This is a genomic window from Stenotrophomonas sp. STEN087 (assembly GCF_056759115.1).
On record NZ_JBRRCR010000002.1, the window covers coordinates 113,992 to 129,400 of the forward strand.

At 68.9% G+C, this 15,409-nt stretch carries 15 protein-coding genes; 4 read left to right on the plus strand and 11 right to left on the minus strand.

Annotated features, from left to right (window positions below; translation table 11 throughout):
• Positions 1–83: 83 nt before the first annotated feature.
• From ACVOK1_RS01240 to ACVOK1_RS01250, 3 genes are all read right to left on the minus strand, one after another.
• The gene (locus ACVOK1_RS01240; RefSeq protein WP_079223110.1) at positions 84–662 is read right to left on the minus strand and encodes an LON peptidase substrate-binding domain-containing protein; all 579 of its coding nucleotides are present in this window, start codon (positions 660–662) and stop codon (positions 84–86) included.
• Positions 659–2,023 carry a UDP-N-acetylmuramate:L-alanyl-gamma-D-glutamyl-meso-diaminopimelate ligase gene (mpl, locus tag ACVOK1_RS01245; protein ID WP_108769901.1) on the minus strand — a complete coding sequence of 455 codons (1,365 nt, stop codon included), beginning with the start codon at positions 2,021–2,023 and terminating at the stop codon, positions 659–661. The genes ACVOK1_RS01240 and mpl overlap by 4 nt, the downstream gene beginning before the upstream one ends.
• Before the next feature lie 330 nt (positions 2,024–2,353).
• Positions 2,354–2,917 carry an adenylate kinase gene (locus tag ACVOK1_RS01250; RefSeq protein WP_079223114.1) on the minus strand — a complete coding sequence of 188 codons (564 nt, stop codon included), beginning with the start codon at positions 2,915–2,917 and terminating at the stop codon, positions 2,354–2,356.
• Between the two features lie 136 nt (positions 2,918–3,053).
• Here ACVOK1_RS01250 and ACVOK1_RS01255 point away from each other — a divergent pair, with 136 nt between their 5' ends.
• Both ACVOK1_RS01255 and ACVOK1_RS01260 read left to right on the plus strand, forming a co-directional pair.
• Positions 3,054–4,310 carry a 6-phosphofructokinase gene (locus ACVOK1_RS01255; protein ID WP_164074026.1) on the plus strand — a complete coding sequence of 419 codons (1,257 nt, stop codon included), beginning with the start codon at positions 3,054–3,056 and terminating at the stop codon, positions 4,308–4,310.
• Positions 4,311–4,338: 28 nt separating this feature from the next.
• Positions 4,339–4,731, plus strand: a complete 393-nt coding sequence (locus tag ACVOK1_RS01260; RefSeq protein WP_108769903.1) for a DUF488 domain-containing protein — start codon at positions 4,339–4,341, stop codon at positions 4,729–4,731.
• 118 nt (positions 4,732–4,849) lie between these two features.
• Here the strand turns inward: ACVOK1_RS01260 and ACVOK1_RS01265 are convergent, their stop codons facing one another.
• Positions 4,850–5,353 carry a hypothetical protein gene (locus ACVOK1_RS01265; protein WP_313051289.1) on the minus strand — a complete coding sequence of 168 codons (504 nt, stop codon included), beginning with the start codon at positions 5,351–5,353 and terminating at the stop codon, positions 4,850–4,852.
• A gap of 347 nt (positions 5,354–5,700) precedes the next feature.
• On the opposite strand from ACVOK1_RS01265, the gene ACVOK1_RS01270 reads away from it, so the two are divergent.
• The gene (locus ACVOK1_RS01270) at positions 5,701–7,728 is read left to right on the plus strand and encodes a sodium-translocating pyrophosphatase (protein ID WP_164074029.1); all 2,028 of its coding nucleotides are present in this window, start codon (positions 5,701–5,703) and stop codon (positions 7,726–7,728) included.
• 168 nt (positions 7,729–7,896) lie between these two features.
• On the opposite strand, the gene ACVOK1_RS01275 is transcribed toward ACVOK1_RS01270, so the two are convergent.
• The 5 genes from ACVOK1_RS01275 to ACVOK1_RS01295 are packed head-to-tail and all read right to left on the minus strand — an operon-like array spanning position 7,897 to position 10,822.
• Entirely contained in the window at positions 7,897–8,616 is a 720-nt protein-coding gene (locus tag ACVOK1_RS01275) for an energy transducer TonB (protein WP_481560812.1), read from the minus strand.
• Positions 8,613–9,038: a TonB system transport protein ExbD gene (gene exbD, locus ACVOK1_RS01280; RefSeq protein WP_481560813.1), complete on the minus strand. Its 426-nt coding sequence runs from the start codon at positions 9,036–9,038 to the stop codon at positions 8,613–8,615. The genes ACVOK1_RS01275 and exbD overlap by 4 nt, the downstream gene beginning before the upstream one ends.
• Positions 9,039–9,767 carry a tonB-system energizer ExbB gene (gene exbB, locus ACVOK1_RS01285; RefSeq protein WP_481560814.1) on the minus strand — a complete coding sequence of 243 codons (729 nt, stop codon included), beginning with the start codon at positions 9,765–9,767 and terminating at the stop codon, positions 9,039–9,041.
• Entirely contained in the window at positions 9,754–10,218 is a 465-nt protein-coding gene (locus ACVOK1_RS01290) for a YbaN family protein (RefSeq protein WP_481560815.1), read from the minus strand. Before ACVOK1_RS01290 ends, exbB begins: the two co-directional genes overlap by 14 nt.
• 13 nt (positions 10,219–10,231) lie before the next feature.
• Positions 10,232–10,822, minus strand: coding sequence for a biliverdin-producing heme oxygenase (locus ACVOK1_RS01295; RefSeq protein WP_481560816.1), 591 nt, complete (start codon positions 10,820–10,822; stop codon positions 10,232–10,234).
• A gap of 110 nt (positions 10,823–10,932) precedes the next feature.
• Between ACVOK1_RS01295 and ACVOK1_RS01300 the strand changes: the two genes are divergently transcribed.
• Entirely contained in the window at positions 10,933–11,190 is a 258-nt protein-coding gene (locus ACVOK1_RS01300; protein ID WP_108769912.1) for a DUF2789 domain-containing protein, read from the plus strand.
• A 92-nt stretch (positions 11,191–11,282) separates the two neighbouring features.
• On the opposite strand, the gene ACVOK1_RS01305 is transcribed toward ACVOK1_RS01300, so the two are convergent.
• Together ACVOK1_RS01305 and ACVOK1_RS01310 are read right to left on the minus strand one after the other, a co-directional pair.
• A complete protein-coding gene (locus ACVOK1_RS01305) occupies positions 11,283–14,198 on the minus strand; it encodes a TonB-dependent receptor (protein WP_481560817.1) in 2,916 nt (971 codons plus the stop codon).
• 184 nt (positions 14,199–14,382) lie between these two features.
• Positions 14,383–15,348: a FecR family protein gene (locus tag ACVOK1_RS01310; protein WP_481560818.1), complete on the minus strand. Its 966-nt coding sequence runs from the start codon at positions 15,346–15,348 to the stop codon at positions 14,383–14,385.
• Positions 15,349–15,409: the final 61 nt, after the last annotated feature.

A 15,409-nucleotide genomic window follows, 5' to 3' on the forward strand; every position in this document is an offset into this window, starting at 1 on the left:
TTGGCCCGGCGCTACCGGAACGTGGATGGGTAGCGCCGGGCCATGCCCGGCGGCGTAGATCCACGCCATGCGTGGATGGCCGCTTACGGCATCCACCCCAACAACTGCTGCAAGCGCTGGTGCGGGTCGTCCATCTGCAGCAGCTGCAACCGCTGCTGTTCGCCGAGCGGCAGCAGTTCGGCCAGCCGCCAGCCGACCCAGCTGGCCTGGTCCAGCAACGCCGGATTCGCCGGCGCATAGGCTTCGCCGGCCTGCTCGATGATGTGGCCCAGCACCGTGGCCAGCAGCGCATGCTGCGGCTTCAGTTCGTCATCGGGGTCTTCTTCGCACCAGCGCACATCGGCCACGACCAGGCCGTTGTCGCGCACGCGGGTACGCTCGACATGGAAACGCCGGGTACCGCGCAGGCGCAGCTGCAGCACGCCATCGGCGCCGACATCGAAGTCCTCGATGCGGACCTGCACGCCGTAGGCCGCCGGGGTAGCCGGCTCCCCCACTTCCTGCCCTTCCAGGATCAGGCAGACACCGAAGCCCTCGCCGCTGCGGCCGGTGTCGCGCACCAGGTCCAGGTAGCGGCGCTCGAACACGCGCAGGCCAACCGCCGCGCCGGGCACCAGCGTGGTGTGCAGCGGAAACAGCGGCAGCGAAACGTCGGTGCTCATCGGGCCTGCAGGGCGGCGAGGAAGCGGCGCGGTGCGCCGTCGAAGCCACCGTTGGACATGAACACCACATGGTCACCGCTGCGCACGCTGGACTGCAGCTGTGCCAGCAGCGCATCGGTATCGGGCACGGCATGGGCCTGGCCACGCACGGCGGCGATCACCGAAGCGGCATCCCAGGCCAGTTCCGGCCGATGCAGGAACACCACTTCGTCGGCCAGCGCCAGCGACGGTGCCAGCGCCTGGGCGTGTGCGCCCAGCCGCATCGAGTTGCTGCGCGGTTCCATCGCCACCACGATACGCGCGTCGCCGACCTTGGCGCGCAGGCCGTCCAGCGTGGTCGCGATCGCCGTGGGGTGGTGGGCGAAATCATCGTAGACGGTGATGCCGTCATGGCTGCCGATCACTTCCATGCGGCGCTTGACGCTGCGGAAGCGGGCCAGCGCCGGGATCACCTCGGCCGGGGCCACGCCCACCGCATGCACGGCGGCCAGGGCGGCCAGGCCGTTGAGTACGTTGTGGCGGCCCAGCAGCGACCAGTGCACATCACCCAGCGCCTGCCCACGGTGATGCACGCGGAAGGCGCTGCCATCGGCGGCCAGCAGCTCGGCATGCCATTCCAGCGACGGGTCGAAACCGAAGCGCTCTACCGGGGTCCAGCAGCCCATCTGCAGCACTTTGGCCAGGTGCGCGTCCTCCCCATTGACGATCAGGCGGCCGCGCGCGGGCACGGTGCGCACCAGGTGGTGGAACTGGCGCTCGATGGCCTCCACGTCCGGGAAGATGTCGGCGTGGTCGTATTCGAGGTTGTTGAGGATGGCCACCAGCGGCCGGTAGTGCACGAACTTGCTGCGCTTGTCGAAGAAGGCGGTGTCGTACTCATCGGCCTCGACCACGAACTCGCGGCCCTGGCCCAGGCGGGCGGAGACGCCGAAATCCTCGGCCACGCCACCGATCAGGAAGCCCGGCGAACGCCCGGCGCTTTCCAGCAGCCAGGTCAAGATGGTGGTGGTGGTGGTCTTGCCGTGGGTGCCGGCCACGGCCAGGGTGTCGCGGCCCGGCAGCACCTGCTCGGACAGCCACTGGGCACCGGAGATGTAGCGCTGGCCGGCGTCGAGCACGGCTTCCACGGCCGGGTTGCCGCGTGACAGGGCGTTGCCGATCACCACCTCGGCGGTGCCCGGCGGCACGCTGTCGGCGCGGTAGCCCTGGTCCAGGACGATGCCCAGCTGCTCAAGCTGGGTGGACATCGGCGGATAGATGGCCTGGTCGCTGCCACTGACCGTATGGCCCAGTTCCCGCGCCAAGGCGGCCACGCCACCCATGAAGGTGCCGGCGATTGCAAGGATATGTACGCTGCTCATGACCGGGGATTGTGACCGATCACGGCTGTATAGGGCCATTGTCAGCAGCGGGGTCAGACAACTCCTACAGCGCTTGTGAGAAAAGTCCAATCGTCTGTCAGGGAATTCCCGATAGCGCAGGTATGTGAACCCGTACACAATTCAGGAAGCCAGCCGTAGTACCCGAACCGGTCCTACTCCCCAAGAGGCCATCCCCAAGGGAGCTCATGCTGCGGAGCCCTGAGCAAGCTCATCGCTGGCACCTATGAAACGAAACAGGCCTGGTCCGCGAGGATCAGGCCTGTTTCGTTGTCGCTGCACGGCGGCCGGCGCAGGGCCGGCCAACCGCCATCAGCCCTTGATCGCCGCCAGGATGCGGGCTTCGATCTCGTCCAGGTCACCGACGCCATCGACGCGGGCCAGGGTGCCACGGCCGGCGTAGAAGTCGACCACCGGGGCGGTCTGGTCGTTGTAGACCTGCAGGCGCTGGCGCACCGCTTCCGGGTTGTCGTCGGCGCGGCCCTGTTCCTGCGCGCGGCCGGCGATGCGCTCGACCAGCAGCTCGGTGGCCACGTCCAGCTGCACCACGGCGTCCAGCGGCTGGCCGATCTTGGCCAGCAGGCCGTCCATCGCATTGGCCTGGGCCACGTTGCGCGGGTAGCCGTCCAGGATGAAGCCCTTGGCGACATCGGCCTGGGTCAGGCGCGACTCCAGCATGCCCAGCAGGATGTCATCGGACACCAGGTTGCCGGCATCCATCACCGCCTTGGCCTGCTTGCCCAGCTCCGAGCCCGCGGCGATTTCCGCGCGCAGCATGTCACCGGTCGAAATATGGGCAATGCCCAGCTTTTCCTTCAGGCGCGTCGCCTGCGTCCCCTTGCCCGAACCGGGCGGTCCCAACAGAACCAATCGCATTGACCTGACTCCAACGTGTTGAAAACAAAGAAGGTTCGCGCCCCGGACGGACCGGTATCGCTGCACCGCAATAGCGCCACTTTAGCGCATCCGGGTAATGTCTCTGCAATGTCCCCCTCACCGAGCAGGTAGAAGCATGCGCAACGGCACCCTCCTCTACGCCCAGTCCGGCGGCGTCACGGCGGTCATCAACGCCACCGCGGCGGCGGTCATCGAGCAGGCCCGGGCCAAGGGCATCAAGGTCCTGGCTGCCCGCAACGGCATCCTCGGCGCCCTGCGCGAGGAGCTGATCGACACCAGCAAGGAGAGTGCCGCCGCCATCCGCGCCCTCGCCCACACCCCCGGCGGCGCCTTCGGCTCGTGCCGGGTCAAGCTGAAATCGCTGGAGGCCGACCGTGCCCGTTACGACCGCCTGCTGGAGGTGCTGCGCGCCCACGACGTGCGCTGGTTCCTGTACAACGGCGGCAACGATTCGGCCGATACCGCGCTGAAGGTGTCGCTGCTGGCCAAGGCGTCCGGCTACGACCTGACCTGCATCGGCGTGCCCAAGACCATCGACAACGATTTGGCCGTGACCGACACCTGCCCGGGTTTCGGCTCGGCGGCCAAGTACACCGCGGTCTCGGTGCGCGAGGCCGCGCTGGACGTGGCAGCGATGGCCGAGACCTCCACCCGCGTCTTCATCTACGAGGCGATGGGCCGCCACGCCGGTTGGCTGGCCGCCGCCGCGGGCCTGGCCGGCAATGGCGAGGACGAGGCTCCGCACATCATCCTGCTGCCCGAGCGTGCCTATGACGAGGCGACCTTCCTGGCCAAGGTCAAGGCCGTGGTCGAGCGCGTCGGCTACTGCGTGGTCGTGGCCTCCGAGGGCATCGCCACCGCCGATGGCCGCTTCGTCGCCGATGCCGGTGGTGGCAAGGATTCCTTCGGCCATTCGCAGCTGGGCGGCGTCGCCGCGCATCTGGCCGGCCGGGTCAAGGACCAGCTGGGCCTGAAGGTGCACTGGGCCCTGCCCGACTACCTGCAGCGCTCGGCCCGGCACCTGGCCAGCAAGACAGACTGGGAACAGGCGCAGGCGGTGGGCAAGGCCGCCGTGCAGCTGGCGCTGAAGGGCCAGAACGGGGTGATGCCGGTGATCGTGCGCAGCAGCGATGCGCCCTACCGCTGGAAGATCGAGGCCGCGCCGCTGGCGAAGATCGCCAACCATGAGAAAAAGATGCCGGCCGGCTTCATCCGCCGCGATGGTTTCGGCATCACCGCCAAGGCACGCGCCTACCTGTCGCCGCTGATCAAGGGCGAAGCCCCCCTGCCCTACGGCACTGACGGCCTGCCGAAGTACGTCACCCTGAAGAACGTGGCGGTGAAGCAGAAGCTGCCCGCGTTCGAGGGTTGAGCCACGGTCGGGGCGAGGGAGGAAGGCGATGGCACTGCGCGTTGTTCGACTCGGCAGCCCGCGCGCGCCCGGCGAGGGCCTGCGCATCGGCACGGTGCGGCGGCCGCCACGGGGCGTGCCGCGCAGCGAGTTCGCCCGCCAGGATTGGTATGACGTGTGGTTCCCGACGCTGTCGCCCAGCCCGGCGCTGGTGAAGCTGGCGCACGAGGCGAAGACTGCGGCGGACTGGAACGCCTTCTTCCGCCACTTCAAGGCCGAGATGAAAGCGCCCGAGGCCGCCCATGCGCTGGATCTGCTGGCGGCACTGTCGCAGCACAGCGACATCGCCGTGGGCTGCTACTGCGAAGAGGAGGCGCATTGCCATCGCAAGGCGCTGCGCGAGCTGCTGGTGGCACGCGGGGCGAAGCTGGCCGAGGGGTGATGGCGCGCTGCGGTAGATCCACGCCATGCGTGGATGCGACATCGGTGCCGACCAACGGTCGGCAGCCACCGGGCAGGTTCCGTCATCGGTGCCGACCCAAGGTCGGCACCCACCCGTATCAATTACAGGCCTTGCCTTCCACCTGCAGCTGCGCGGCGAACATCGTCACCTGCGGGATCTTGCCGGCGGCCGCCTGCTTCTTCGCTTCTTCCAGATAGATGCGCGACTGGCCCTGGCCATCCAGCGCCTGGGTGTTGTTGACCGGCAGGCGCCACACCCGCACCACCGCCTGCTGTGCCGGGCAGGCGGCATTCGGCACGCGGATCACGTCGTTGAGCTTCCAGCCCTTGTCGGCACTGGGCTGTGCCTTGGCGTAATCGACGAAGCGCGCACGCGGCTGGCACTGCTCGCTGGTGCGCACGGCGGAGAAGCGGTACGGCTCGGCGGCCTGGCCGGTGAACACGCCTTCCAGGCGTGCGCAGGCTTCGGGAATCTGCCGCAGCGTATGCACCGCGCCTACGGCCTGGGGTGCGCCGACCGCCCGCTGCAGTTCGGGGGTTTCCGCCGCGAGGGCCGGCAAGGCCGGGACCAGGGCGGCAAGCATCAGCAGGGACAGGCGCATGGGGAATCTCCGTCAGGACTGTGCGCAGGCTTGCAGAAGGTGGCTTAACGGGGTGCAAAGGGTCTTTGGCTCTCAAAGCATGCCCATGGCCCGGCGGCGGGTTGCGCGCGCATGGCGATGCGTTCATCTGGAGGGCGCCCACGGGTCATGCGGCGCGGTGCGGCCCGGCGCTACCATCCGGGCGCGGAGGGACGCATACTGCGGGCACCAGGGAATGCTGAACACCGCCATACGTCGGACGACCGTTTCGGTCGGCACGGGTTGGTTCCAGGCTGCAACCCGTCGTCCCCCTCGTGGTGCCGTTCATCGCCACTGGATGCTCACCATCCATTCTGCGGAGGGGTCTGATGCTGGAACGTCATGGGCTGTCACTGGCGCTGGGCTGCGCCATTCTCGCGATCCTCTACGGGATCATCTCGGCGCGCTGGATCCTGCGCCAACCCACCGGCAATGAACGCATGATCGCGATCGCCACCGCGATCCAGGAAGGCGCGCGCGCCTACCTCAACCGCCAGTACCTGACCATCGGCGTGGCCGGCGTGGTGCTGTTCGTGCTGGTCGGCGTGTTCCTCAGCTGGTACACGGCCATTGGTTTCGCGGTCGGCGCGGTGCTGTCCGGCGCGGCCGGCTACATCGGCATGAACGTCTCGGTACGCGCCAACGTGCGCACCGCCGAGGCCGCGCGCAACGGCATCAGCGCGGCGATGGACGTGGCGTTCCGCGGCGGCGCCATCACCGGCATGCTGGTGGTCGGCCTCGGCCTGCTGGGCGTGGCCGGCTACTACGCACTGCTGCTGCGCATGGGGCTGCCGATGGAACAGGCGCTGCACGCGCTGGTCGGCCTGGCCTTCGGCTCCTCGCTGATCTCGATTTTCGCCCGCCTCGGCGGCGGCATCTTCACCAAGGGTGCCGACGTCGGCGCCGACCTGGTGGGCAAGGTGGAAGCCGGCATCCCCGAGGACGACCCGCGCAACCCGGCGGTGATCGCCGACAACGTCGGTGACAACGTGGGCGACTGCGCCGGCATGGCCGCCGATCTGTTCGAAACCTATGCGGTCACCGTCATCGCCACGATGCTGCTGGGCAGCCTGATGCTGAGCGAGGCCGGTGCCAATGCGGTGCTGTACCCGCTGGTGCTGGGCGGGGTGTCGATCATCGCCTCGATCATCGGCGCACTGTTCGTGAAGGTGAAGCCCGGCGGCTCGATCATGGGCGCGCTGTACAAGGGCGTGATCGTCTCCGGCGTGCTGGCGGCCATCGCGTTCTATCCCATCACCACCGGGCTGATGAGCGACAACGTGCATGGCCCGCTGGCGCTGTACGGCTGCGCGCTGATCGGCCTGGTGCTGACCGGCCTGATCGTGTGGATCACCGAGTACTACACCGGCACCCAGTACAAGCCGGTGCAGCACGTGGCGCAGGCCTCGACCACCGGCCACGGCACCAACATCATCGCCGGCCTGGGCATCTCGATGAAGTCCACCGCGCTGCCGGTGGTGGCGGTGTGTGCGGCGATCTGGGGTGCGTATGCGCTGGCCGGCCTGTACGGCATCGCCATCGCCGCCACGGCGATGCTGTCGATGGCCGGCATGATCGTGGCGCTGGATGCCTACGGCCCGATCACCGACAACGCCGGCGGCATCGCCGAGATGGCTGAGCTGCCTTCGGACATCCGCGACATCACCGACCCGCTCGATGCGGTGGGCAACACCACCAAGGCGGTGACCAAGGGCTATGCGATCGGCTCGGCAGCACTGGCCGCGCTGGTGTTGTTCGCTGATTACACGCACAACCTGCAGGCGGCCAACCCCGGCCAGGAGTTCCGCTTCGACCTCAGTGACCACACGGTGATCATCGGCCTGCTGATCGGCGGCCTGATTCCCTACCTGTTCGGCGCGATGGCAATGGAAGCGGTCGGCCGCGCGGCCGGTGCGGTGGTGGAGGAAGTGCGGCGCCAGTTCCGCGAGATCCCCGGCATCATGCAGGGCACCGGCAAGCCGCAGTACGACAAGGCCGTGGACATGCTGACCCGCTCGGCCATCCGCGAAATGATCGTGCCTTCGCTGCTGCCGGTGGCCGTGCCGGTGGTGGTGGGCCTGCTGCTGGGGCCACGCGCGCTGGGCGGCCTGCTGATCGGCACCATCGTCACCGGCCTGTTCGTGGCCATTTCGATGACCACCGGCGGCGGCGCCTGGGACAACGCCAAGAAGTACATCGAGGATGGCCACTTCGGCGGCAAGGGCAGCGAGGCGCACAAGGCCGCGGTGACCGGCGACACGGTGGGCGACCCGTACAAGGACACCGCCGGCCCGGCGATCAACCCGCTGATCAAGATCATCAACATCGTGGCGCTGCTGCTGGTGCCGCTGCTGTAGATCCACGCCATGCGTGGATGGGATCGGGGCCCTTTCCTGCAGTAGATCCACGCCATGCGTGGATGGGATCGGGGCCCTTTCCTGCAGTAGATCCACGCCATGCGTGGATGGCAGGCTGGCTGGGGTCGGAGCCCTTTCCTGCGGAAAGGGATCCGACCCCGCTGCCGGTCAACGGCCGCGCAGGTAGAACGCGACCGGCACCATCACTTCCACCGGGTCGCCGGCCACTTCGGCCGGCGGCGCCGGTACGGGGCTTGCGCGCTGCACGGTCTCCAGCGTTTCCTGGTCCAGCAACGCGAAGCCACTGCCGCGTTCGATGCGCGCGCCGGATACGCGCCCATCGCGGTACACGGCGAACCGTACGTAGACCACGCCCTGCTGGCGCAGCCGTTCGGACTGGCGCGGATAGCGCCGGTGCTGCTGCAGATGGCCCAGCAACAGGCCCTGCCAGGTGGCATTGGCGCGGCTGCGCTCACCGGCCGTGGTCTGCTGCGCCGCATAGCGCGTGGCGGCGTCGGCGGGAACCTCCGGCGGTGCCGTGCTGCGCTCGACAGTGGCGTCCGCGCTGTCCTGCGTGGTGCTGGCCGGCACCTGCGGCTTGGGCACCACGTCGCCCTTCGGCTGCGGCGGCACCTTCGGTGCGGGCGCGTGCTCGCGGACGGTCTCGCGCTTCTGCTGTTCCTGCTGCAACGGCCCGGTCGGCAGCGCGCGCGGCGGTGCCGGCGGCGCCTGCACGGTCGGCGCAAGCTCCAGCATCAACGCGGCCGGCGGCGCCACCGGGGTGACCGGTGCCGCGCGCGCCTGCCACCACCACACCCCGCCAATCAGCACGGCGTGCACCAGCAGCACGATCGCCAGGCTGGTCGCCCAGCGCCGCAGTGTGTTCATCGCGCGCCCTGCTCCAGGCCGACGAGGGCCACCTTCAGGTAGCCCGCAGCGCGCAGTGCATCCAGGGTCGCCATCAGTTCGCCATAGGGCACGCGCTGGTCGGCACGCAGGTAGATGCGCTGCTCGGCGTCACCCTGCGTCGCCGTCTGCAATGCGGCACCCAGCCCGTCGCGTGCCACCGGTTGCTCGCCCACGCGCAGCGACAGGTCGGCCTGCACGGTCACGTACACCGGCGCCTGCTCGCTGGGCGTGGCCTGTGCGCTGCTGGCCGGCAGCTGCACCGGTACCGACACGGTCGCCAGCGGTGCGGCCACCATGAAGATGATCAGCAGCACCAGCATCACGTCGATGAAGGGCGTGACATTGATCTCGTGCGCTTCTTCGGGCGTGTCGTCGCGGTCGGACGCAGTCCTGATCGCCATTCAATGCACCGCGCGCAGGGCGCTGGCCGGTGCACGCGTGGCGGCACGGTCCAGGTCGCGCGAGACCAGCTGCTGCACGGCCGCCGAGAGATCGCCGAGCAGGCCACGCAGACCGGCCAGCACGCGGCTGAAATGGTTGTAGACCAGCACTGCCGGAATCGCCGCGACCAGGCCCAGCGCGGTGGCCAGCAGCGCCTCAGCGATGCCAGGTGCGACCACGGCCAGGTTGGTGGTGTTGCTGTGGGCGATGCCGATGAAGCTGTTCATGATGCCCCACACGGTGCCGAACAGGCCCACGAACGGCGCCACCGCCCCGATGCTGGCGAGCACGCCGATGCCACGCCGCTGCACGCGGGCGGTCTCCAGTTCCAGCCGGTCCAGGCGCGAGGCGACGCGCTCCTTGATGCCGTCGCGGCTGTCCAGATCCTGCGACAGGCGCAGTTCGCTGCGGGCCGCGTGCAGCATCGCTGCAGCGGTGCCTTCGGCGAGCGCGGCATCCGCATCGTCAGCCGGCAGACTCGCTGTCTCCAGCAGCCGCGCACGTGCCGCACGCAGCGCGCGCGCCTGGCGGGACAACTCCCAGCCCTTGGCCAGCAGCACGGTCCAGGTGGCGAGCGAGGCGACAGCGAGCGCGATCATCACGGCTTTGACCACCACATCGGCGGCCAGGTACATGCCCCACGGAGTGAGGGCGGGAGCGGCCAGGGGCGCGAGGTCAGCAGGCAGCATCGTCGGGGGTTCCATCAGAATCGGGAGTAGACGCGCGGCGGCGGGCCGCACGCGTTTCGGTATCGCCCACGTCCACCAGCGGTGTGGGATCAAGCCGTGGTGCCGGCCGGCTCAGCACATAGCCGGCGCTGGCCGCGAAGAACAGGCCCACGCCCAGCAGCAGGCGCCAGGAGGGGTGCGCGCCCCAGCAGAACAGGACGAAACCCACGGCCATGCCAGCGCTGGCAAAGGCCTTGCCCTTGCGCGACACCGCGCCCTGCTCGCGCCACAGGCGCAGCGAGGGGCCATAGCGCGGATGGGCAAGCAGGCGCTGCTCGAACTTCGGCGAACTGCGGGCGAAGCAGCCCACCGCCAGGATCAGGAAGATGGTGGTGGGCATCACCGGCAGCAGTGCACCGATCACGCCGAGGCCGACCATCAGCCAGCCCAGCGCGAACCAGAGCCAGCGCATCAGCGGTGGCCGCTCATGCGCCGAATTCCACTTCAACGTGACCGTGCACGCTGCGGAAGGCGGCGTCGGCGGCATCGATCACCTGCTGTTCCTGCTCGGCCGACAGCGGCACCGCGTCCAGCGCCGCGGTGAACTCGCGCCAGTGGCGGGCGGCACCATCGGGGTGCGCGGCCAGGTGGCGGGCACCGAAATCGCGGTCCAGGCCCAGCGCGGCGGCCATCTTGTACAGCACGGTGCCGCCCAGGTTGGAGCCTTCGGCCACGTACAGCCAGCCCAGCGCGGCCGGCAGCGGCAGGTCGGCGGCCAGCGGCGCGATGTCCTGGCCCGGCAGGGTCTGTTCCAGGTCCTGCAGGTCGCTGCGCACCTGCTGCAGTCGACGGCGTTCATGCAGGGCCGGCAGCAGTGCGTCCAGTGCAGGGCTGGCGTAGAGCGCGTCGATGCTGCGGTGGAAGCGGTACTGCACGCGCAGGAAGCGGGCGAAGTTGCCGCGGTCGGCGAAGATGTCGCCGGCCATGATGCGCTTGTCGAGGGCGCCATGGCTGTCACGGGTGGCGGCCTTCAGGCGCACGCTGCGGCTGTCGTCGGGGGAAGTTGTCGCGGTCATCGGGGAGTGCCAGGGGGAAGCGTCGATCATGAGACGTGCCACGAGGGGCTTCCCCCAAGACGGCATGCGTCGATAATGCAGCTTACCTTTCCCCTGCCAGGCAGTTTCCGATGATCACCACCGAACCGAGCATGACCAACCTGTTCCTGCAGCTGGGCCTGGACGCCAGCGCCGAGGCCATTGCAGGGTTCATCGCCCAGCACCAGCTGGCCACGGAAGTGGAAGTGGCCGATGCGCCGTTCTGGAGCGATGCGCAGCGTCAGTTCCTGGCCGAGTCGCTGCAGGCCGATGCCGCCTGGACCACCGTGGTGGACGAGCTGAATGAAGCGCTGCACGAAGATGCAGTGAAGGCGGCGCGCGGGCTGTAAGCGCTCGGGGAGAAACGCCGGGCATGGCCCGGCGCTACCGACGTGCCGGGGTCAGAGCCCTTTCCGCTGGAAAGGGATCCGACCCCGGTCTGTCAGTACTTCCAGGTGATGGCCAGGCGCGCGGTACGGCCCGGGGCCGGCATCACGCCCAGGGCCAGCGGGTCCAGGTAGTAGCGGTCGGTCAGGTTGTCGACGTTGGCTTCCACCGACAGCTGGTCGTTGAAGCTCCAGCTGGCGAACACGTCCACCAGGGTGGTCGGGCGGTACAGCTGCTGGATCGCCGACAGGCCGACGTTCCATTCCTTGTCCAGCTTGCTGATCGGCCCGGCGTTGTGGACCACGCGGGTACCGAAGGTCAGCCGCTCGTCGAACAGGCGCGAGCCGACGGTGAGGTTGACCATGTAGCGCGGCGGGTTCTGCGTGTTCGAGTACGAACCCTCGAAGCCACCATCGACGCAGTCAGGCGTATTGGCCAGCTCCTCGATCTTGCGCTGCACGCCGTAGGCACGACGCTCGGCGGCGATGTCCGGCGCGCAGGTCTTGGCCTTGAAGTAGTAGTGCGCCGACAGATCGGCGAACAGCTTGCCGCTGTCATAGCTAGACTGGAACTCCAGGCCCGACACCTTGAACTGGTCGACGTTGCGGATCAGGCCGGCCGACAGCGTGCGGTAGTCGCGGGTGATCAGGTCGTCGATGCGGGTATCGAAGTAGGCCAGCTTCAGCGCCAGGCGATCGCCGGCAGTGAACAGGTCATGGTGGATGGTGCTCGCGCCCAGTTCCCAGCCGCGCGCACGCTCGGGCTTCAGTTCGCCCACCGGCTTGGCCGCGGTGAACAGGCCCAGGGTGGTCTCGAACAGGCTCGGCAGCTTGGTGCCTTCGGCGTACTTCAGGTAGACCATGCTGTCTTCGTTGAAGCGGAAGGCAACGCTGGCGGTCGGCGAGAACGCACTGTCGCGGCGGCGGATCGGTTTGGACCAGGTCCAGCTGACCGGCACTTCCAGGTCTTCGGCATCATCGGCGTCGTAGAAATTCCAGCCGCCGATGTCGGCCACCGTGCCACGCTCGTAGGGCGAGGCCAGCAGCGAGGCCTGGGTGAAGTCGCCGTTGGCGTCCGGGTACCAGTTCAGCAGCGCGATGCGCTTGGCGCGCCACGACGGCAGGTTCGGGTCACCGTTGAGCAGTTCGGTGTAGCGGTACTGGCCCTGCACCTCGTACTTGTCCGGGGTCGCCAGGCGGTTGCGGTCGTGCACGTCCACACGGTTCCAGCGGCCACCGGCCTGCACTTCCCAATGCTCGTCCGGCGCCCACTTCAGCGACGCCACGGCGCTGTATTCCTTGCGCTCGGCATTGCGCAGGAAACGGTTGTTGACCAGATCGTCGTGCATGATCGGCGCGGAGCTGCCCGGCGCGATGTCCTCATCGCTGTAGGACAGGCCGTAATCCAGGGTGAAGCGGCCGGCATCGGTATCGAAGATCGAGGTGTTGCTGGCATCCAGGCCGAAGCGCTTCTGCCGCAGCGGGTTGCGGTAGGCGTCCTTGTAGCCTGGGTTGCCGCTGAAGCTCGGGGCGTCGTACCACTCGGTGCGGCGGTCGTAGTACCACGGGGTGATCCCGGTCAGGCTGTTGTACATCACGCTGTCGGTGTCGGTGTACCAGGCGTTGACGCGCAGGTCGATCTTGTCGCTGTCCGGGTTGAAGCGGTAGCGCGCGCTGTAGCTGTCCATGTCGACGTGGCCCGGGTCCCACTGCGGCACGCGGTCGCGGTCCACGCGGATGATCTGCGAGGCCATGATCTCGCCGGCGGTGCCTTCATAGCGGCGGTAGCCCAGTTCCAGGGTCTGCACATCGTCGATGCGCCAGGTGCCCTTGAGCAGCGCCGACTTCGAGCGCGCGGAGGTGTTGAAGACTTCGGTGCGCGGCGGGTTCAGCGGAGCCAGCGTGCGCCGGGTCTGCGGAAAATCGTCGTAGCCGTGCTTGCCGGCGAAGTAGTTGCCGTTGTCGCGGTACGCGTAGGCCGCGACCAGGTCGAAGTTGTCCCAGTGCTTGGCGGCAGCGACGTTGAAGAACTGGCTGCCGGTGGCGCTGCGGTCGCTGCGCGGTGCGGCGTCGTAACCCGGCAGGTTGTTGGCGCTGCCGTTGGCCAGGCCGCCGCGCACGCGCACGCCGACGTCGCGGCCCTCGCGCAGCACGTCATCGACGTTGAGCGTTTCCATTTCCACCACGCCGCCGATGCCACCGGAGGCGTTGGCCTGCAGGCTGGGCCCTTTGGTGATGGTCAGCCGCGAGATCAGGTCCGGGTCCAGGTAGGTGCGCTGCGACTGCCCGGCGTAACCACGGTAGGTGTCCATGCTGGACTGGCCGCCGTCGATGATGACCGGCACGCGGCTCTGCCCCTGGATGCCACGGATGTTGACGTCGAAGCCGTTGCCGACGCGCGGGTCGCCAGCGGTGACGCTGGCCACGCCCTTGACGATGTCGCCGTTGGAGGTGCCGCGGAAACGCTCCAGCTGGGTGCGGTTGATCGTGGTGCTCGAACCGACGCTGCGATAGGTGTCGAGCAGGCGTGCTTCGTCGCTGACCGCGCCGCCTTCGATGTGCTCACCGGACACGCTGAGCGTATCGGTGACGATGACGCCGCTGCCGGCCTGGGCCGGCGCTGCTTCCAGGGTGACCGCATCGCTGCCGACGCGACGTGCGACCAGGCCACTGCCCTGCAGCAGGCGCGACAGCGCATCACTGGGCGACAGCGTGCCACTGACCGCCTGCGAGGTGACACCGTTGCCGAGCGTGGCCGGATATGCCACCTGCACGCCGGACTGGCGCATGTAGGCGCGCAGCGCGGCATCCAGCGGCTGGGCAGGAATGTCGAAGCGCAGCAGGGCCGCGGCTGCGGTTGTGCTGGACTGGGCCAGCACGGTCGGCGCGGTGCCGGCCAGGCCAGTGGCGAGCAGGGCGATGCACAGACGGGACGGGCGCAGTGCGCGGCCCGGACGACGGAAGTCGGACATGGGAAACCTGTGAGGGGAACGGAGCCGCGGGCGCGGCGTCATCCGCGCCATGCGCGGACACAACGACGTACGTGGCGGCGGCGGGTACGTTCGTGGGGTAAGACGAATCGGGTGGGTGGAACCCCAAGGGGAATTCATCCACGCGAGGCGTGGATCTAGCGATTCATCCACGCATGGCGTGGATCTACCGGTGGACGATGGCCACGCCCAACGGCAGGCGGGTGACCTGCAGGCCGGCGGTCGCGGCCAGCGCGTCGAGTGCCTGTTCCGGCTGGTCGATGCGCAGCGCCGCGCTGACCGCCGGCAGGCGCGACAGATCACCGCGCACGAACGTCGGGCCACGGCGATAGCGCCCCACTTCCTGCACGGCCTCGGCCACGGCGGTCTCGTCCAGCAGCAGCTCGCGCTGGCGCCAGGCGCCGACGCGGTCGGCCGCCACGTCGGCCAGGCGGGTCACCCCGCTGTGCGCGTTGTAGCTCGCGCGCTGCCCTACCTGCAGGTAGGTCCAGCCGCCATCCACCGGATTGGCCACGCGCACACGGCCCTGCCCCACTTCGGTTTCCACCGAGTCGTCGAGGCGGGCCACGGTGAACGCGGTAGAGATGTCTTCGACCACGCCGTTGCCGGCGGCCACGCTGAAGCGTCGCTGCGCATCGGTCGTCACCTCGAACCAGGCACGCCCCTGCAGCAGCTCGATGCGGCGCGCGTGTGCATCGAAGTGCACGGCGATGGCGCTGTCGGCATCGAGCACCGCGCGGCTGCCATCGGGCAACTGCACCGCCTGCACCTGGTGGTTGCTGCGATGGTCGGCCTGTAGACACAGCCATGCTTCGGGGGCGGTCACCAGCAGTGCCACGGCCGCCGCGGCGGCGGCCGCCCAGTGCAGGCGAAGCTGGCGGGGACGCGCACGCGCGCGGAGCGGCGAATGAGGCGTGGCGGCGACCGATGCCACCGGTGCCGGCGCAAGGCTGCGCCACAGGCGCCGCTCGTGCTCAAAGGCACGGCGATGCCCCGGCTGTGCCAGCCATGCCTCGAAGTCCCGCATGCGCGCATCGCTGTGCTCGCCGGAGGCCAGGAACGCGATCCAGTCCCGGGCCTGTTCGGCCACGGGGTCGTCTGCGCGGGCGCTGGAAGGGAAATGCGGGCTCATCGGCTGGCAGGCGGTCGCGGTCAGGCGCGGTGGAAAGGACGGGACCGCAGTGCGGCCCATG